The organism is Myroides sp. TSA_177.3 (assembly GCF_052691955.1).
The window spans coordinates 17,926-38,004 of record NZ_JBQZGD010000002.1; the positions used below are offsets into that span (position 1 = coordinate 17,926).

Annotated in this window: 17 protein-coding genes; 5 read left to right on the forward strand and 12 right to left on the reverse strand. The window is 34.8% G+C overall.

Annotated elements, in window-relative coordinates; translation table 11 throughout:
- The first annotated feature begins 240 nt into the window (after window positions 1–240).
- Entirely contained in the window at window positions 241–1,446 is a 1,206-nt protein-coding gene (gene gltS, locus ACUTSE_RS02160) for a sodium/glutamate symporter (protein WP_445639053.1), read from the forward strand.
- A 741-nt stretch (window positions 1,447–2,187) separates the two neighbouring features.
- A complete protein-coding gene (locus tag ACUTSE_RS02165; protein WP_445639054.1) occupies window positions 2,188–2,343 on the forward strand; it encodes a hypothetical protein in 156 nt (51 codons plus the stop codon).
- 78 nt (window positions 2,344–2,421) lie between these two features.
- Here ACUTSE_RS02165 and fsa read toward each other — a convergent pair whose 3' ends face one another.
- Window positions 2,422–3,078, reverse strand: a complete 657-nt coding sequence (gene fsa, locus ACUTSE_RS02170; RefSeq protein ID WP_445639055.1) for a fructose-6-phosphate aldolase — start codon at window positions 3,076–3,078, stop codon at window positions 2,422–2,424.
- A gap of 82 nt (window positions 3,079–3,160) precedes the next feature.
- Window positions 3,161–3,970 carry an SDR family oxidoreductase gene (locus ACUTSE_RS02175; protein ID WP_002985184.1) on the reverse strand — a complete coding sequence of 270 codons (810 nt, stop codon included), beginning with the start codon at window positions 3,968–3,970 and terminating at the stop codon, window positions 3,161–3,163.
- 160 nt (window positions 3,971–4,130) lie between these two features.
- Between ACUTSE_RS02175 and ACUTSE_RS02180 the strand changes: the two genes are divergently transcribed.
- Together ACUTSE_RS02180 and ACUTSE_RS02185 are read left to right on the forward strand one after the other, a co-directional pair.
- Window positions 4,131–5,153, forward strand: a complete 1,023-nt coding sequence (locus tag ACUTSE_RS02180) for a M28 family metallopeptidase (RefSeq protein ID WP_445639056.1) — start codon at window positions 4,131–4,133, stop codon at window positions 5,151–5,153.
- On the forward strand, window positions 5,125–5,442 hold the full coding sequence (locus tag ACUTSE_RS02185; RefSeq protein WP_445639057.1) for a hypothetical protein: 318 nt from the start codon (window positions 5,125–5,127) through the stop codon (window positions 5,440–5,442). Before ACUTSE_RS02180 ends, ACUTSE_RS02185 begins: the two co-directional genes overlap by 29 nt.
- A 281-nt stretch (window positions 5,443–5,723) precedes the next feature.
- Here the strand turns inward: ACUTSE_RS02185 and ACUTSE_RS02190 are convergent, their stop codons facing one another.
- From ACUTSE_RS02190 to ACUTSE_RS02230, 9 genes are all read right to left on the reverse strand, one after another.
- A complete protein-coding gene (locus ACUTSE_RS02190) occupies window positions 5,724–6,266 on the reverse strand; it encodes an RNA 2'-phosphotransferase (protein ID WP_445639058.1) in 543 nt (180 codons plus the stop codon).
- Between the two features lies 1 nt (window position 6,267).
- A complete protein-coding gene (locus ACUTSE_RS02195; protein ID WP_445639059.1) occupies window positions 6,268–7,614 on the reverse strand; it encodes a HEAT repeat domain-containing protein in 1,347 nt (448 codons plus the stop codon).
- A 15-nt stretch (window positions 7,615–7,629) separates the two neighbouring features.
- Window positions 7,630–8,160: a HutD family protein gene (locus ACUTSE_RS02200; protein ID WP_445639060.1), complete on the reverse strand. Its 531-nt coding sequence runs from the start codon at window positions 8,158–8,160 to the stop codon at window positions 7,630–7,632.
- An 85-nt stretch (window positions 8,161–8,245) separates the two neighbouring features.
- Complete coding sequence (locus tag ACUTSE_RS02205; RefSeq protein WP_445639061.1) at window positions 8,246–10,450, reverse strand: peptidase domain-containing ABC transporter; 2,205 nt, start codon at window positions 10,448–10,450, stop codon at window positions 8,246–8,248.
- Window positions 10,450–12,696, reverse strand: coding sequence for a radical SAM protein (locus ACUTSE_RS02210; RefSeq protein ID WP_445639062.1), 2,247 nt, complete (start codon window positions 12,694–12,696; stop codon window positions 10,450–10,452). Before ACUTSE_RS02210 ends, ACUTSE_RS02205 begins: the two co-directional genes overlap by 1 nt.
- 66 nt (window positions 12,697–12,762) lie before the next feature.
- Complete coding sequence (locus ACUTSE_RS02215; RefSeq protein ID WP_445639063.1) at window positions 12,763–12,945, reverse strand: hypothetical protein; 183 nt, start codon at window positions 12,943–12,945, stop codon at window positions 12,763–12,765.
- A gap of 106 nt (window positions 12,946–13,051) precedes the next feature.
- Window positions 13,052–13,447, reverse strand: a complete 396-nt coding sequence (locus tag ACUTSE_RS02220; RefSeq protein WP_445639064.1) for an outer membrane beta-barrel protein — start codon at window positions 13,445–13,447, stop codon at window positions 13,052–13,054.
- Between the two features lie 5 nt (window positions 13,448–13,452).
- On the reverse strand, window positions 13,453–15,441 hold the full coding sequence (locus tag ACUTSE_RS02225; RefSeq protein WP_445639065.1) for a TonB-dependent receptor domain-containing protein: 1,989 nt from the start codon (window positions 15,439–15,441) through the stop codon (window positions 13,453–13,455).
- A gap of 170 nt (window positions 15,442–15,611) precedes the next feature.
- Window positions 15,612–17,996, reverse strand: coding sequence for an outer membrane beta-barrel protein (locus ACUTSE_RS02230; protein ID WP_445639066.1), 2,385 nt, complete (start codon window positions 17,994–17,996; stop codon window positions 15,612–15,614).
- A gap of 338 nt (window positions 17,997–18,334) precedes the next feature.
- Here ACUTSE_RS02230 and ACUTSE_RS02235 point away from each other — a divergent pair, with 338 nt between their 5' ends.
- The gene (locus ACUTSE_RS02235) at window positions 18,335–19,054 is read left to right on the forward strand and encodes a response regulator transcription factor (protein WP_445639067.1); all 720 of its coding nucleotides are present in this window, start codon (window positions 18,335–18,337) and stop codon (window positions 19,052–19,054) included.
- An 87-nt stretch (window positions 19,055–19,141) separates the two neighbouring features.
- Here the strand turns inward: ACUTSE_RS02235 and ACUTSE_RS02240 are convergent, their stop codons facing one another.
- Complete coding sequence (locus ACUTSE_RS02240; protein WP_445639068.1) at window positions 19,142–19,960, reverse strand: hypothetical protein; 819 nt, start codon at window positions 19,958–19,960, stop codon at window positions 19,142–19,144.
- Window positions 19,961–20,079: the final 119 nt, after the last annotated feature.

Consider the following 20,079-nt stretch of genomic DNA (forward strand, 5'->3'; position numbering starts at 1 on the left):
GATATTTCACACAGACTACAAAAAAGTTTTACTGCATTTTTTTTATTGCTAAATTCTCAACACTCTGCCCTAATAAAATGAAAGACTTAAATATTTTCACATTCCCGTAAATAAAATACTTAAAAAACACGCAAAAAATATTTTACATAGTGCGAACTCACTTGATCTTTACTTATATTTGTGCATCAAGTATCCCTGTTTCCCTTACGAACAGGAGGAAAAAACTTAAATATACTCAATATGGATTTTGGAATTTACGAAACCTTAATGTTAGCTTGTTTTGTTCTTTTATTAGGACATTTTATTGTATCAAAAGTCAATTGGCTACAAAAGTATAATATTCCAGAACCCGTAGTAGGCGGTTTTCTTATCGCCTTATTTACTTGGGGTGCTCATTCTTTTTTAGGCACTGATTTTACCTTTAATGAGGCCATCCAACAGAGTATGATGCTTGTTTTCTTCTCTTCTATTGGATTAAATGCTGATTTTTCTAAGCTGTTACAAGGCGGGAAATCACTGGTTATTTTTCTCGTTATTGCTGCTTTATTTATCGTTTGTCAAAATTCCTTAGGTGTCCTTTTAGCGAAGGTGCTTAACTTGGATTTGAGATTTGGTTTGATTGCAGGGTCAATTACTCTTACGGGCGGACATGGGACCGCAGGTGCATGGGCAGATGATTTTGCCGTTAGTGGAAATCCTCTTTTAGGTGCAAAGGAAATCGGAATGGCTTGTGCTACATTCGGTTTAATTTTTGGTGGTTCTATTGGAGGCCCTTTGGCATACCGCCTATTGAAGAAAAATAACTACAAAGAAGTTGATCCAGCAACCATCGAAAAGCAAGAGGAAGCACAGGATATTACAAAATCTAAAAACTTCTCTCCTATTAGCTATACGACCATGATGCATACGGTAACTATGATGGCTATTTGTTTGGTTTTAGGGCAATGGTTAGCGGATTGGAATACGCAATACTCCTTCAAATTACCCACTTTTGTTTGGTGTTTGTTTATTGGATTGCTCATTCGAAATAGTTTAACGTATATCTTTAAATATAAAGTACACAGCAGAAATATCGACGTTGTCGGAAATACAGGGTTGTCTATCTTTTTAGCTTGTGCCTTGATGTCATTGAAATTATGGCTCATTGTAGATTTAGCCTTGCCTATTTTACTGATTCTCTTAATCCAAGTAGCCCTAATGCTCTTTTTTGCTGCTTATGTTACCTATCGCTGGATGGGGAAAGATTATGATGCCATTGTACTGAGCGCAGGACACTGTGGCTTTGGATTAGGTGCTACAGCGACGGCTGTTGCGAATATTCAAGCGGTAACTAATCGTTTTGGTCCTTCTTATAAGGCATTTTTAATTATTCCTTTAGTCGGAGCTTTTTTTATTGATATTATCAATGCACTTATTTTGAATATCTTTTTGACGTTTATATCTTAGGGGTTATGAGTTAGAAGTTATGGGGTATGATGAGAAGGTGAGATTGAGAGGTTAGGCGTCAGCAAATCCCACAAGCCAGCATTCCCTCACCAATCTCACCCTCTCATCACCTCGCCACTTCACAAAAAACAAACCTCACAAAGCACAGTTGCGTGAGCGCTGGATGCGCCCCCTCCTTTGTCGGGGTGACATACAGGGTGTGAATTATGAGACGATGAGGATTTCTTCTTTAATCGACAATCCTCCAAAATACAAACCTCACAAAGAGCAAACCTCACAAAAAGCAAACCTCACAAAAAGCAAACCTCACAAAAAGCAAACCTCACAAAAAGCAAACCTCACAAAAAGCAAACCTCACAAAAAGCAAACCTCACAAAGAGCAAACCTCACAAAGAACAAACCTCACAAAGAGCAAACCTCACAAAGAGCAAACCTCACAAAGCACAGTTGCGTGAGCGCGGGATGCGACCCCTCCTTTGTCGGGGTGACATACAGGGTGTGAATTATGAGACGATGAGGATTTCTTCTTTAATCGAAGAAATCCTCACAAAGAACAATCCTCACAAAGAACAATCCTCACAAAGAACAATCCTCACAAAGAACAATCCTCACAAAGAACAATCCTCACAAAGAACAATCCTCGCAAAGAACAAACCTCACAAGTCGACATTCCCTCACCAATCTCACCCTCTCATCGCCTAGCCACTTCACAAAAAACAACCCTCACAAAAAAACACTTCTATGCATCGTATTCTAGCTATTATCGTTATCTTATTAGGAATCTACATGATTTACTTGGGAATTAAAGCGAGTATGCAACCTCCTTTAATCACAGGGATTGGTTTTATTCTTATTGGAATATTATTTTTAATGAACAAATCGAAATCTCAAAAATAGATCAACAAAAAAACCAACCCTTTTGAGGTTGGTTTTTTTTAGTTTGTATGTTTGTAAATAAGTTTTGTATTGTAAAGGTTATTGATTCCCTTTTGCGTAATCAGCTAAGAATTGAGCTAATCCGTTATCTGTTAAAGGGTGTTTCAACAATCCTAAGATTGCAGATAAAGGACCTGTCATTACATCAGCTCCGATTTTTGCACAATTCACGATGTGCATCGTATGACGAACTGAAGCAGCTAAAATTTGTGTTTCATATCCGTAATTATCATAAATCTGGCGAATTTCTTCAATAAGCACTAACCCATCAGTTGAAATATCATCCAAACGTCCAATAAAAGGAGAAACGTAAGTAGCTCCTGCTTTAGCAGCTAATAAAGCTTGACCAGCAGAGAATACTAAAGTAACGTTTGTTTTAATACCTTTTGATGAAAAGTATTTACAAGCTTTTACTCCTTCTTTTGTCATTGGTAATTTTACAACGATTTGTGGGTGTAAGGCTGCAAGCTCTTCCCCTTCTTTAATCATTCCTTCGTAATCTACTGAAATTACCTCAGCACTAACATCACCTTCTACAATTTCGCAAATCGATTTGTAGTGGTTTAAAATGTTTGCTGCACCTGTAATTCCCTCTTTAGCCATCAGTGAAGGATTGGTTGTCACTCCATCTAATACCCCCAGCGCTTCTGCTTCCTTAATTTGATCTAAGTTAGCCGTGTCAATAAAAAACTTCATAATTTTAAAACTTAAAATTTGTTATGTTGTGTGTCAAAAATACAATATTAATTCCCGTTTCCGGCATCCTCACTCTTCTTTTTTAGCCTTTAATTTTATAGTGGTTCATCAAGAGCTTTTCGTAGGTTTTACCAGGGAGGATCTTTTTCAAAAACAAAGAGAATTTCTGCATCGGTGCTCCAATCACATAACGCACCTTCGGTTTTGGCGTTTGGATAATTTTGTAAATCGCTTGTGCCATTTCAATCGGATCTCCCCCATCATCCACATGTTCATTCATCATCTCCAACGACATTTTATACACGTCTTCATAAGGTGATTTTTCAATCACAGGTGCATGATAACGCCCTGCCGCAATATTCGTTGCAAAATCCCCAGGTGCTACATTAGTCACCTCAATACCAAATGGTTTCAACTCCATACGCAAGGATTCCGTAATCAATTCTAGTGCCCCTTTAGAGGAAGAATAATAGCCACGGAAAGGCAACCCCATATACCCTGCGATAGATGTTACATTGATAATCAATCCTGTCTTTTGCTTGCGCATGGTTGGTAAAGCTGCTTTAATAACCGCAATAGGTCCAAATACATTGGTTTGAAAATTATTGACAATTTCAGCAGTAGGCACTTCTTCAATTGCTCCAGTAATTCCCACACCTGCATTGTTAATTAGAATATCCAAACGCCCTTCTTGCTCTACTACAGTTCGAATAGCTTCTGCAATACTAGCTTCATCGCGAACATCCAATTGCACTAAAGGAAACACGGAGGTCGTTACACGCTCTGGATTTCTACTAGTTCCATATACTTTGTATCCTTTTTCATGTAAAAAGTTACCGATCGATTTACCAATCCCAGATGATCCTCCTGTAATAAAAACTACCTTCGTCATGTTTTTGCTTTGTTTTCAACAAATATAACACAACTAATAAAAAAGACAATTGGAAGTCGCCTTTTAAAAACAAAGGGAATCGCAGAAAATGCCTATACAACAGAAAATAATTAGTATTTTTGATCACTTGTGATTCAATACATATCCTATCGAATATCCTATGAAAAAATATAGTATCCTAGTTATCCTTAGTGCCTTGTCGTTGGGCTTTGTTCAATGTCAATCCCCACAAACCGTGGTACAAAACCCACCTACATTGACGGAAGAGGCTTATTTTAAGCGCATCTCTTCTGATTCGATTCAGCAAAGTTTATTGGTTTTAACGGCGGATAGTTTAGAAGGACGTCGCACAGGTGAACCTGGTCAAAAGAAAGCCGCTCAATACTTGGCGAATTACTATAAAAAATTGGGAATCGGAATGCCTCCAGAAACTACAAGTTATTTTCAACCAATTCCTGCCTCGTTTATGACCAATTGGCAAATGCGATTAAAAGACAGTGAAAATGTTTGGGCATATATTGAAGGAAGTGAAAAACCAGAAGAGGTTTTGGTGCTTTCTGCTCATTTTGATCACATGGGTATTTTGCTAAACAAAATTTACTATGGCGCAGATGACAATGGTTCAGGTACTTCTGCGGTAATGGAAATTGCACGTGTTTTTCAATCTTTAGTAAAGGAAGGTATTCGACCTAAACGCTCCATCTTATTTCTCCATCTTACAGGGGAAGAATTTGGTTTATTTGGTTCTAAATTTTACACCGAAAATCCACCTATTCCATTGTCTAACACCATTGCCAATTTAAACATTGACATGATTGGAAGACGAAGCCCTGAACATCCTTCAACAGATGATTATATCTTTTTAGTAGGGTCGGATAAATTAAGTCAGGATTTACATGATACAGCAGAAAAAGCCAATGAGGAATCGGTACAATTAATGTTGGATTACACCTTTAATGACGATAATGATCCACAGCGAATTTACTATCGATCGGATCATTACAACTTTGCTAAAAACAATATTCCGGCAATCTTTTTTTACAATGGTACGCATGATGACTATCACCTACCTTCTGATACTTTTGATAAAATAGATTTTCCTATTCTAACCAAAAGAACGCAATTTATATTTGAAACTGCTTGGAAATTAGCTAATGGAGCAAACAGACCTCAACTCAACTAAAAATAGAATAAAATGGGCAAAAATCGTTGATATTTCGATTTTCGTCCTTTGTTTTGTTCATTTAATCCTGTGGATTATTCGCGCTTCCTATATTACGGGTTCCCATACGGGACCATGGGCAACCTGGGTGTACAATCATTTGTATACTCCCATGTACTATGCGCTATACGCACTTCCTGTTGCCTTGGGGTTTAGCGTCATAAACCGAAAACTATCGGTAGATTCTTTTGCTTTCCTATCCCTTAAGTCATTGGTTATTACGTATATTTTGATTTTTATTTTGCGATGAGAGGGTGTGAAGGTGAGGCGGTGAGAGGGTGAAACGATGAGAACGTAGGACGATGAGGCGATGAGCAAACCTCACAAAGAGCAAACCTCACAAAGAGCAAACCTCACAAAGAGCAAACCTCACAAAGAGCAAACCTCACAAAGAGCAAACCTCACAAAGAGCAAACCTCACAAAAAGCAAACCTCACAAAAAGCAAACCTCACAAAAAGCAAACCTCACAAAGAGCAAACCTCACAAAGAGCAAAAAAACAACTGGGCACCGTTCACCATAAACCATCCCCCTATTTAGAAATATACTTGCTATCTATATAATCTGTCAACCAAACACCATTAGCAGAACAGAAAAACAATACGCCATCTTCTTGCATTTTCCCTGCTAAAATCGTTAATACAACAACTCGTCCATGACGGGAGCCCACGGCAATTGCGGTTTCTTTATCTTGACTCAAATGCACATGTTGGCGGTTCATTTTTTTGATTCCTTCCTCGTAAATCGATGGTAAGAAACGATCGGCTGTTCCATGATACAAGTATACTGGTGGCACTTGTGGAGTAAATTCTAAATCCACCACAATCGAATGCCCTTGATTGGCGCGTATTTTCGTTTGGTCCTCATTCAAAGAATATCTTTTCTTTGTATTAGTTGCTACAATTTCATCTAATTCTTTTCGAGTAAAGGACACGCGGTGCTTGCCACATTTTTGAATTAATTCATCAATATTTGCCCAGCCATTTGCATCTAGTTGAATTCCTATTTTACTAGGTTCATGGCGTAAAATCAAAGACAAAAACTTTCCTATACTTTTCTTTCTAGCTTCTTCCATTTTAGGCTTGTAAATCTTCTACGGTTAATTTCATTTCTGTTAAACGATGCGTTAGATTAGTCAGGATGTAATTCTCTTCCTCACTGTCTTTATACTTGTGGTACACTGCTTGATATACTGGCAGTAAACTTTCATCGATTATCCCTCTTAGTGCTTGTAAACTATACAACACCACATTTTCATTTTCATCTTGTAATGCTTCTTTAAACGAAACGATATAGGCTTCTTTATTTTCCAATTTACCCAGCGTATAAATAGCTTGACTGCGAATTTCAGCTTGTCTTGACGTTAATCCATGTACAATTAGATACGCATAATTATCTGTTGCTTTTATTGCAATATAGCTGTAAAAACGATAGGTTTCTTCCTCTTCTATTTTATCTTTATACGCTTCTAATACAGGAAGCCAATAGGCTTCATTTGTTCCATACCAGTGAATTTGTTGCAAGACAAACAACAAGTTAGCTTCCACTTCTTCTTCTAAAAAAGGGATTGCACGATTAAAGGCTGTTTTCGCTAAAATCGAAATCAAACGCTTTCTTACTACAATTGTCACTTGAGGAATTGTCTCTATCACCCCTTGAAGAATAGGTTCGCTTATTTCTTTTTTACTAATTAACCCATCCAAGTATTCCAATTGCTCTTGTTCTGTGGTAGCCGTTCGAAAAGCCTCCCATAAATCAATACTTGTTCCTCCCCTTCTGTAGCCAAACCATCCGGCTTGTTCTGCGAGTAAATCCCCAGCAATAATTTCATCCAACCAACGCTCATACCAAGCTAAAAAATCAGCTTCGTAAGCAAATGCAGGTTTGTAATCATCATTGAGATAGACAATTCTACCTTTATGCGGTCCATTTAAAATCAAACAAGTTGTAATCGCACATCCTTGCGTGCCAATAGGTAATAATCCACCAAATAAAGGTCCTACAATTGCATCGTAAGCCTCATCGGATAACTCCTCATCATACATGGCTTGCGTTAACGTTGTCCAAGTCTTATCAGTCATATCTGGATCTAATAGACAAGGATAACTCAAATAGCGCTTAACATCCCCTGCATTGAGATCTTCTAGCCCATCCCCTAAAGGATAAATCCCATAATAAGGACCCGCAGCACTTCCCATATAGGCGTTTTCTGTTGTGTTTCCATTTCCTATTTGGGTTACAAATGCCACATAAGCTTCGGGTAGTTTAATTCCACACTTTTGTTCAAAAGTTGTTACTTCCTGAAGATTGACACTCGCTCCTACTTTATATTCATGCGAATCTGCACCAAATACAACAAAATCTTCGTCGTATTGTTCAATATTCGCTAACTTTTCTTTGATTCTACTTAGTTGTATCTCCACTTTTCTTTTTCTTCTTTATTTTATTTCAGGCATCGACCAATACCCTACAATAGTCGGTTGATTTACTTGTACTTCTACTGTTTGCTCTTCCTCATTGGTTATCAGGATACAATCCCACGGTTGCATTTCAAAAGATTGGGTATTAATCACAACTTCTCCCGCTGCTAATGCAAATAGCATAATAAACGGTTGATTCGTTTGAAAGGATTCTTGACGCACAGCAACGACCTCATCGACAATCGTATCCTGCAGCATTAGATTAAAATCCGTTCCTTTTGAATAGGAAGTAATGGTGTCCGTTGACTTGAATGTAAATAGCTCGTGATTTTCATAATGCTGATCTACACCATTGATTGTTAAGGTTAGCTTGCCATCTAACATCGCTAAATAACGGTGATATCCTTCAAATTTTGTAAATTCAGAAGGAATAGTTTCAATGGTGGCACTACTAATGCGAAATGCAAACTTTCGATCTGCATATAGCGCCGTTTTAGGGTGAATGCTATATTCTCTCGTTTGCCCGCCTGACCATTGGTTCGCAGTCACCGTTTTTTTTTGTATAAATTCAATATGCATCGTACAAATAAACCTTGTAATTGAGAGGTTAAAACTACCACATTTTTTTGGCTTATTAACTCCCTAATTCTAGTTGATTCTTGACAAGGTTATAGTTTGTACCCTTTTTAGCGACTAAAGCTTGATGGTTCCCTTCTTCTATACATTGACCTTGTTGAAGTACAATAATATGGTCTGCTTGTTTTACAGTAGACAAACGATGGGCTATGATTAATACGGTTTTTCCTTTAAAAAAAACTTGTAAATTGTCGTGAATTACCTTCTCGTTTTCAGCATCTAAAGCAGAAGTTGCCTCGTCAAAGAACAGATAATGAGGATTTTTATACACAGCGCGAGCAATTAGGATACGCTGCTTTTGCCCGCCAGAAATGCCATTCCCTGCCGCACCAATTTTAGTTTGATATCCTAAAGGCAACTCCGATATAAATAAGTCTAAATTGGCCATTTGAGCAGCATGCCTTAGTTTCGATTCATTCATTTCCTGATCACTTGTGGCAATATTACGTGCAATGGTATCTGAAAAAATAAAACCGTCTTGCATAACGACACCACAATTTTCACGAATACTCCTAGGAGAAAGTGCAGTCAAAGAATCTTCATCAAAATAGATTGTTCCATGTGTAGGCTCATAAAATTTTAATAAAAGCTTCATCAATGTAGTTTTACCACTTCCACTGGCACCTACAATAGCGGTTACTTTACCCTTTGGAAATAATAAGTGAAGATTTTTCAACACATAGGGAGATTGAGGTCCTTCATATTGAAAGGAAAGCTTATTTAAATATATTCCTCTTTTTTTCTCATTATCTTGTTTTCCTTCTGTCACGATTAGTGGTTTTAATGTCTCTTGTTCTTCTATAGGATGATGTTGTACTTCATTTAATCGGGCTAAACTAAGCTTCGCATCTTGAAATGACCTAAAAAATGCAATAAGTTGATTAATCGGACTGTTCATTTGTCCGATGATATAAGAAACACTGAGTAAAGCTCCTAATGACATTGCTTGATGTACCACTAAATAAGCAGTGAGAAAAGTTACCACAATATTTTTAAACTGGTTGATAAATTCAAATCCAGAAAGTTGCACTTGATCTACTTTTAAAATCCGCTTATTGATAACGAAGAGTTTTTGTTGTATTTCTTCCCACTCGATTCGTTTACTTTCCTCTAGTTGGTTCAATTTCATTTCTGAAACTCCATTGATAATTTCGTAAATTGCTTCTTGATTCTCACTGCGTTGTTGAAAACGAAAATAATCTAACATTTTTCTCTTTTTCATCCAATACAAAGACCAACCAATAGAAATAATCGTTAGACTGATATAAACAATTAAAATCTGAATATCATAGTACCACAATACCCCAAAGAAAACAGAAAATGTAAACATTGAAAAAACAGTTAGCAAACTATCCGAAGTTAGAAACTGTTCAATTCTCTCATGATCTTGAATACGCTGATTAAAATCTCCCATCAATTTAGTATCAAAAAACTTAATGGGTAATTGCAATAATTTTTTTAGAAAATCGGAGATAATTTGAATGTTGATTTGGGTTCCCATAATTAACAAGATCCAATTTCGACCTACACTAAACACAATATTGCCCAAAAAAAAGGCTAGCTGAGCCATCAACACATATGTGATTACGGATAAATTAGCTTTATTGACTCCTTCATCAATAAGTTGTTGTGTTAAAAATGGAAAAAACAACATCGTCAAAGTACCTAAAAATAGTAAAACAAATAATTGAAATACTTGTTTGCGGTAGGGTTTTAGATAGTGCCAAACATAGGCAAGTGTTTGTTTCTCTTGTTTTATAACTTGTTGTTCATGAAAAATTTCTGTTGGATGAACAAACAAAGCAATTCCCTTTTCACCTTCTGATAACCAAGCATGTTTAAATTTCTCTACTGACAAAGAAATCATCCCATATCCTGGGTCTGCAATTTTATAATGGATTTGCTTAGTCAACATAGAGATAGATATGTTGTAAAGCACCACAAAATGGTTTTGATTCCAATGCAATATACAAGGCAAAAGGGCTTGTTCCAAGTGGTTTACATCGATTTTCACCGCCTTGGTTTCCAATCCTATTTTATCCGCTGCCATACTAATACCTAATAAAGAAACTCCTTCTCTGCTAATAAAACACTGTTCCCGTATATATTGAATATTTACCTTCTTTCCATAATGTCCAGCAATCATGACTAAACACGCAGGGCCACAGTCCATTTGGTCGTGTTGGGGGGTGAAGTTGATCATTACTTAGAGTACAATTGCTTAAAATGTGTCTTATTATCTTCATAGCTATTAATTCCTAATGATGTATATAAACTGAACAATAGCGATTTATATTCATAACCATATTCCGATTTCAAACCAGTGTCAAGCCATTTTTCTAATATATCCTCAGCAATAAATATGTTACCAAATATTTTGGATTTGAAATCTAAAAAAGTAAGTAGGTATGATATTTCCTTAATTTTAGATCCATTCTCAGCACTTAATAAATCTTTGAATGCTATTTCAAATAACGTTTTTTCATCATATTTTGAAAAAGAAACCTCAACAATAGTTCTAACAGTTTCTGTAAAAACTTGGTAAACCATTCCTAACATCTCTAAATCTTCTAAAAGATTATAACTTTCTTTCCAACATCCAACTTCATACTCAAAATGGTATCCAAAAACTAGATGATTTAACACATCATTTGTTAGCTTACAAGCTTCTTCATATAATCCCATTCTAAAATTAATTCTAATTAAATTGTGTATCTGTTGTATTTTGTGCCCATACAGAAATAAATGTCTGTCTAAAAATACATCATCACTTAAAATAGATTGGTGAGTAAAATCAATTGCTTCTTCAAATCTTCTTATTTTATAGAAATAATACGCTTTCGCTGGGAGATAGTATAGATTAAAAACGTTTTTCCCCCCTATGTCCCATCCTAGTTGATTCAGTTTATTTAAAACAAAAGACTCTTGTTTCAAAAAAAAGGATAGATCACCTCTACGCAATTGATACACTGCCTTTGAAAAAAGACTATTTGTTTCCAAATAAGGATCTAATTTATCTGAAGATAGTTCTGCTTCAAAAAACTCTTTTAGTGATTGTTGAAAAATAATAGGTTCATCCCTCTTTATTTTATCAAAATCTATTTTTATAATTGCCTGAAAAAATTGATTGTTTGTAGCATGAAGATTATTATAATGAAGACGCGAGGAAAACTTTTCTTTTACAATTCGCATTTTCTTCTCGTAATCAAAATCATGTATACAATAATCATTATTTTCATTTTCCAGTCTATGCTGTGAACACCCACCATTACATATTGGTAAGATATTACATTCCAAACATGGTTTATTTTTAAAACGAGTTTCAATAGTTCTTTTATAAAATTTTTCATTCCAGACTAAACTACCCGAAGATTCTAGAACACCTTCTCTATTTTCAGTAAGATAATCCCTCGCTGTACATTTATATAAATCGCCATTGTAATTAATTGTTACATGATTAGGTTTATCTGCATAACATGAATTATAAATTGAAGCATTACTTTCTGCTAAATAAGATGACTTAAAATTAGCATCCCTAAATAATTCAACTATGTGAGATATGTCAACAGCCAAATCTTTTTCTTCTTGCCAAACCTCATGAAAGGAAAAATTAAGATATTCTTTCATTACATTATCAATATCTGCAAAATCATCTAATATTTTTTCTAAATCGGAAATTGTTTCCGCAGAAATGTTAATTCTAGCAACAACATAAAACCTATTTTGAAGACATAATTTAATGTTTGCAACAATTTCATCATATGACCCTTTAGTTTTTGAAACAAACCTTACTTGATTATGTCTATCACGATAACCATCAAGGGTTATCTGAAAAGTTTTCACACCTAACCTTTTACATTGATCCAACATTTTTTGATTAATTAGCAATCCATTAGTTGTAAAACCAGAAATAAATTGGATACCTGTTTTATAAAATTTAGGATATATTTCTTCTAATAAAGGTAGTACCGTTTTTTCAAAATATAACAAAGGTTCACCTCCAAACCACTGTAGGTGAAAAGTTTTAAGTGTAGTACTCTTTTTTAGCAAAACCTCATCTACAAGTGAAATAACACGCTGTATAGTAACTTCATCCATTTTTGATTTTTTGATATGTGTTTCATAACAATACCAACACTTGAAATTACAATTCATCGTAGGATTAATGGTCATTTCAAACAAGCTATAATCTGAATCAGTTTTATCACTTATTGCAATTATATTCTCTAATTCATCTACGTAATCCTCAATCAAAAATCCCCTAGAAATTAAAATGTTATAAAAATCTTCATGAATCAACTTTAATTCATGAATTTTTCCTTCACTCCATCCAGCAATAAATAAATCATATAGAATGGGCTCCAAGATCAAGAAATGATCTGTTATAGCATTATATCCTATTACTTTTCCTTCGTTTTCAAAAAAATGATTATAGAAACTTGTTTTCATATCAAAATAAATTAAAAAAGTTAATAAGGCTAAGATGAATTTTCCTAGCCTTATTTTTAGTTGCCATTAACTACATTTGTAGTTATCACATGTACATTGAAAATAATTTGTTGGCTGGTTATCAAGTAAGCCTGTACGATTGGAAGAACTAAGCACCGTGAAACCTCCTCTTAGTTTTCCTTTTTCTGTTTCTTTAAGAGTTTCCATTTTTTTAATTAACTCTTGAAATTTTTGTTTTTTGTTTTCCATGATAAATTATTTTTGGAATTAAAAAAAAGTTTTTGCTTTAATAAAAGCGATATCTAGACATCTAAATTCTCTATATTGTGCTCTATACTTTATTAATTTCGAATACTTATTTGGATCTCCTCTTCTCCTCTTGATTTCCAATATTTCTTTGATTTACAACTATCTTGCTATTTCCAAATTTATAACTAAGCGAGAATCGAAATAATCTTGTATCATAATACTGCTTGAAATTCTGAAGAATTTCGGAAGAGAAGTTTTGATAAATACTAAAATTTTTTCTAAAAACATCTTCAAACATCACACCTATAGTAAGTTTTTTATCTAGCGTAATGTATTTGAATCCAACATCTAATGTTGAAGAAGAAGTTGCCGTATTATAACCGACCTTGGATGGAGAATTATACTGATAATAAGTTGACACAAAGAAAGTCTTCGATTGATTGAGAGTCAAGATATTATTTGTTGCTATATACCCTTGCCAGCCAGAATATCTTTTTGCCATGATAGCTACATAAGGGTAAACTCTCCATAACTTATAGAAAGATCAATTGAAGATTCCCACCATTTAAAAGGGGAATCTGAAATCGTTATTGTACCTCCCATATACTTTCCATCAGCATAATTCAACCTTTTGAACAGCTGTGATTCATTTAAAATATCATGATAAGTTAACTGACCAGAAATATCTTTTATATCAGCATACGTCATATTTAAATTAAGAAATCCTTTATAAGCGTAATTGAATTCATAGTTGTAAACAAATGAAGGTTGCAAAAATGGGTTGCCTGTAGCATAGGATTTAGAATTAATGTACCACCTTGCTGGATTCAACTCCCCAAACCCAGGTCTACCAATTCTTCTACCAAAATTTACCGATAAAGTATGGTTATCATTTGCTTTATAAGACAAATAAACAGTAGGAAATACTTTGAAGTAGTCGTTATTATCTACTTGGTTTATAGAAATAGAATTGGCTTTCGTTTGTGTGTTTTCAGCTCGTACCCCAAGTTTAGTCTCCCATTTTTCTCCAAACGACTTCGATACACTGAAATACAGAGATTGTGTATTTTCAGCATACCTAAAATAATCCCGCTGAGAAGAAATAGGGTTACTATTTATGTCATCATAAAAAATTTCACTTACCATATTATCTATTTTTGTGGAACTGATTTTTGCCCCAAATGATATGTTTACCCATGTATAAGGAAAGTCGAAATCGGTTTTCAGGGAATAATTTTTAAGTACCTGATCAGAAGTATTATTTGCAGACTGTTTATCGTTAGTATGTTCTATATAATTTTGTAAAATGGAAGTAAAATTGTTATCCTTAGGTGATAAAGAATTAAAGTAATCTACGTCAATGGAAACCCCTTTGCCCTTATCACCTATTTTTACGTCATAATTTAAATTTATAGAGACATTTTTAGGTTTCTCCCTTGAAACACCATCAGTTTTAAAAAACTTCATTAATCCATTATCAGCATAACTATAATTATTATTGTATTCATCAGTATAATTATCTGAAAATGCCCCAATAAACTGTACTCCAATACTGCTTTTTTCGGTGAGATCGTATTTCACATTGAGCAGAGTACTTAAAATATGCCTATAGCTCCTATTAAAAACAGTATTATTCCAGTGTTCTACAGGATAATAATAGTTGATATCATTGATATAAAGATCCCTTCCGTAACGGTAATTTACATCTGTTAATACTGAGAATTTATTTTTTTTATAACTCATTCCTATACCATGAGAAAGATTTTCATAAGTTGCTTGCTGATACGAGGATCGTAAGGTAGCACTCCAATTATTCTGTTTTACTTCCTTTAGTTGTATACTAATCAGTCCACTATTACCTTCCGCTTCATATTTAGCGGGGGGATTAGTAATAACCTCAATCTTTTGGATATTTGCTATGGGAATTGATTTCAAATAGTTTTGAAGTTCATCACCGTTTATCTGCACAAGTTTATCATTCACAAGTACTCTGACTGAACTTTTACCAGCAAGTTTAATTTCGTTTCCTTGAATTCTTACACTTGGAGTGACTTTCAGTGCATCTAAAGCATCTCCACCACTTGCAGCAACCGAATTCTCTACGTTAAAAACCAAGCGATCAACCTTGCGCTCGATCAGTTTTTTCTTCGCTGTGATAGTAATACTATCTAATACTACTCCTTCGTCTACTGTGAGTTGCCCTAAGTTGAGATCTTGAGTTAACGCGATAACTTGACTGTATTTTTCTTTGCCAAATTCAGCGAGTGTCAACGTATAGCTTCCCCTTTCAGCTTGTAACGTAAAATTCCCTAAACTATCGGTATAGGTATGAGGCATATTGGATGCTGTGCTAGTAGTGAGATAGACATCCATGAATTCAACCGGCTGAGTCTTTGCATTGACTACCTGTCCTACTATTCGAAAGGATTGACTATAACTCACACCATCACCTAAGAGCAATAGTATTAAAAAGTAATTAAAGGGTATTTTATACATAATAGAACTATTTTTCAATCAACATATAAAAATCAAACATAAGCAAATGATTGTCAATTTATTATGATTTATTTTATCTAAATTAAATGAATTAGATTTTCTAGCCACTACACCTAAGGGTAGTTTTTACATCCAAGAACAAAAAACATCAGTAGTGAATACTATGTCTTTTAATTAACCCTTTCCTTTTCCTCCTCATTACTACTATTTTGTTTTTTTACTGCAATATTTTTGTTCCCAAAAGAATAAGACATAGAGAATCGGACATACTGTGTGTCATAATATTGTTTGAAAGTTTGAAATACATTTTGAGTGGTATTTGAAAGTAACATTCGATCCGTCCCTAAGATATTATTGGCATTTAATACACATTGTAACTTCTTGTCTAATAGAAACAACTTGATTCCTGCGGTTACATTGGCATTGGCACCTGCCTTATTTCCTGCATATTCGGAGGCAAAATCTTGTTCATAACTAATTTCAGCAGTTAGTGTTTTGGCAGCATTGAGGGTAAAACTACTTGTACTCATAAAATAAGCACCCCAGCCGCTATACTTCGGTTTTAAGTATATTGTATGCATATTTGTTTCCGTATAAAAAGTGTTGAATTCCAATGTATTGGTCCACCACGGAACTACATCTATACTGGTGTAGAAGTTTAGGTTGGCAATAGCAGCAGAATAATAGTTTAGCCGAACGAATTTCTGAAAATTCTGTTCCTCATTGTGAATGGTTAATTGACCGAATCCATTGGTTGTATGGGTATAAGACAAGGTTGTAGTAAATTGTTTTTTATAAGAATGAGACAATTCGACATTTGTATTGAAAGCGGGCTGTAAAAAAGGATTTCCCTCTTCATAAGACGTCGTATTGAGATACCATCGAGCTGGATTCAAATTTCCATAAGGTGGACGTGCTATTCGCTTGCTATATTTCAGCATTAGGTCATGATTACCACTTAATTGATAAGAAACATACACGGTTGGGAATAATTTGCTATACTTATTTCTATGGACTTGATCCATACTAAACGAATCGCCTTTATTTTGGGTCGCCTCAGCGCGTAACCCTGCCTTGACTTGCCATTTTTCTCCAAAGGACTTAGTGCCTGAGAAATATAAGGCTTGTGTATTTTCCCAATAAGTAAATTGGTCTACTTGTTGATTGAGAGGTTGTAGATCCTCAACCATAGTAATAGCAAGAGCGTTATTCGTTTTAGTCAAACTCAGTTTTGCACCAAATTCTAAAGTTGCCCAAGTATAGGGAAGCTCAAAATCCAATTGCGTTGCCCAATTTTCAATCCGTTGTGTACTATTATTATTCAACCAAGTGGTGTTAATAAGCGCATTATCTCCTGTCCGTGTTTGATTAGTTTGTTTACTTTTTTTATCAGTAAAGTACACAAAATAAGCTGCGTCTAGGGTATACTTTTTGCCCAACGTATCTAATTGGGTAACCAAGGATGCCGAAAAAGCATGGTTGTAATTCTTATTCTTTGTTTGACTAACGGAAGGCAATCTGTTTATTAACCTCCCATTTTCTTGCTGGTAAATCAGTGTATTTCCCTCTCCATCAATCTTCGGTGTTGCACTATTACCCATATATTGCACATTGATTTTTCGCTTATCACTGATGGCATATCCCATATTAACTATACTTGAAAAACCATTGTAGTGTACTCGGTTATAAACCATATTCTTCCAATAGGCCTCTGGATAATAATACTGCATATCATTGGTGTAAATTGTCTTATTTTGCAGCTTGGAAACATCAACTAAAAAGCTCCATTTTCCTTGTTGATAGTTGAAATTATTTCCCAAAGAAAACAAAGGATAAGTTCCTTGGGTATAAGATGTTCTGCTTGTGTTACTCCAACTATGTAGTGCTGATTTTTTTAATTTTATATTAATCAATCCTCCTTCCCCTTCAGCACTGTATTTAGCAGGTGGGACTGTTATTACTTCAATACTTTTAATATTATCACTAGTAATTCCTTTTAAAAATTGAATTAACTCCTCTCCGGAAAGGACAATAGTCCTATCATCCACAAGTATCGTCACATTAGATTTACCAGCCAATGCAATTTTATCATTCTTCACTTGAACACTAGGCGTTACTTTCAGTGCATCCAATGCATCACCACCGCTCGCAGAAACCGAATTTTCTACGTTAAAGACCAAGCGATCCACCTTGCGCTCGATTAATTTTTTCTTCGCTGTAATGGTAATACTATCCAATAAAACACCTTCATCCACTTGAATCTTTCCTAAATTCATATCTTGTGCTACTACCAAATCCTGGCTATATTTTTGCTTACCGAATTCAATTAACAGTAAGGTGTAGTTTCCATGTAACACCTGTAAAGTAAAATTCCCTAAGCTATCCGTATACGCATGAGGCGTATTTGAATTTGTATTACTGGTGAGATAAACATCCATGAATTCAACCGGTTGTTGTTTTGAATTCACCACTTGCCCTTGTAGCTGAAAAGATTGACCATAGCTCAAACAAGGAATTAGTAAAAAGACAAAATAACAAGGCGATAAATTATACATAATCCAACTATTTTTAATTTAAATTTTAAAAAACAAAACACTATTAATCAGTGCATTAATTAATAAAATCTAAATTAAAGAAGGGAGTCTAAATAGCAACTACTCCTAAGGGTAGTTTTTAGCTCAACACCAAAAAACTACCCCTAGGAGTAGTCTACGGATTAGGTATCTTTCCCGCAATAAGAGTCGGTATAGATACCTACAAGCCTTTAATCCTATCACGATTCAAATATTTCATTCCTATTACGTACAACTAAGAAACATCAGTGCTCTACATCTATTCTTTTCTATTATTTTTAAAGTAAAGCCCCTTTAATCAATTATAGAAAAACAAAAAAATGGAAGTAAAACAGAAAGAAATGGAAGCAAGCGCTCCCAACTACCTAGAAGCTGTACAAGCGTTAGCTAGAATGACGTATAAAAGCATTTACATCATTGATCATCAAAAGAAAGTATTTGATTATGTTTCGGATAACCCTCTTTTTCTCTGTGGATATTCCGTTTATGAAGTACAAAAAATGGGATTTGACTTTTATACCCAATGTATTCCGGATCAGGATCGGAATATGTTAATTAAAATAGCGGAAGCGGGATTTCATTTTTTGTATGCTATTCCCATGGAAGAACGAATACAGTATACCTTAGCGTGTGATTTTCATCTGAAACACAGGCAAATCCCTCTCCTTTTGATTCACCATGAGATAACCCCACTTTGTTTAACAACAACAGGGAAATTGTGGAAATCTATTTGTATTGTCTCACTATCGACCGCACATCAAATGGGAAATAGCAAGATATTTAAGTTAAACAGTACATCCACTTGGAGGTATGATTCAAGCCACAACACCTGGAAAACCGAGATCAAGCCTAAACTTTCTCCTAGAGAGTTGGAAATTTTACAGTATGCTATCAGAGGCTATAAGATACACGAAATAGCTTCTTGCCTTTATCTAACCTCCGATACAATTAAATTTCACCGTAAAAAGATTCTAGAGAAATTACGGGTGCATACCATAGCTGAGGCTATTCGCTATTCAATTGTTAACAAATTACTATAATATTACCTACACTTGTAGACCTTTCCCTGTCTCCCTATAACTACAAAACACGAACTGCGTTCATGTTTTGTATCATAAGTTTACCCTTTAAAAAAAGCGTTTAATCACGTGAAAAATTTGAACAACATCATCCATAGCACATTCCATAATTGCATAACTGGTATTGCGACTAGACAAGATCAATTTTCTACTCTGCGGATTGTAATCTGTAATATCCTTATGAAGAATATGATCTTTGGTTACTAATACAAAACCGTACTTTGTAGCTTTAAAACCACCCTCCCATAGATTCTTAGGAATTTCTTTCGCTAGAATTTCTGCTCCGTTTGGTGTATCTTCAATATTACCTCCGTTCATTGTGTCCCCTACTACTTCAAATGCTTGATAATAACCTAACTCAAAATAATCCACACTAAACTCTGCTCGCACAAAGTGATCTTGAAGCAAATGAACATCTTGATACTTTTCAATATAGACCGTATGCGCCGTAAATGGAATTTTAAAAACTTCCATATCTATTTTCCGCCCGGAGTAAAAAGTAAAAGTATTCCCTCGCTTGTTATAAAAAATTTCAGGCACATTACTTTTGGTCAAATACGTCGCTTCACTTTCAAATAACACATGTATGCCCCTTTTCTGTCCTTTCAGCGCTTCATCGTGCATCGTTTTGGGTTGTGAAATAAATAAACTCCCTTCTCCATTTGCTAGCCACTTGCGATTTAATATAGGAGCAAATGTGACCAATCGATTAATAAAGCTTGTACTGATATTCACCTTTCCATTGACTATTTGGGAAAAAGAAGATTTCTTATACCCTAATTTTTGAGCAAGGTCGGTATGATTTTTAGCCAACCCTTCAAAAATAATCCACTTTACAGCCTCATTGAGGCGTTCAATTTTATCCATATCTAAATAATTTACTAAAAATACACGAACGTTATACGTAATTTTTCATGGTAGAAAAAAACTTTGTTCGTACATTTGATTTTACACTTAAATAGCAAAAATACAGAAAATTCAATAAA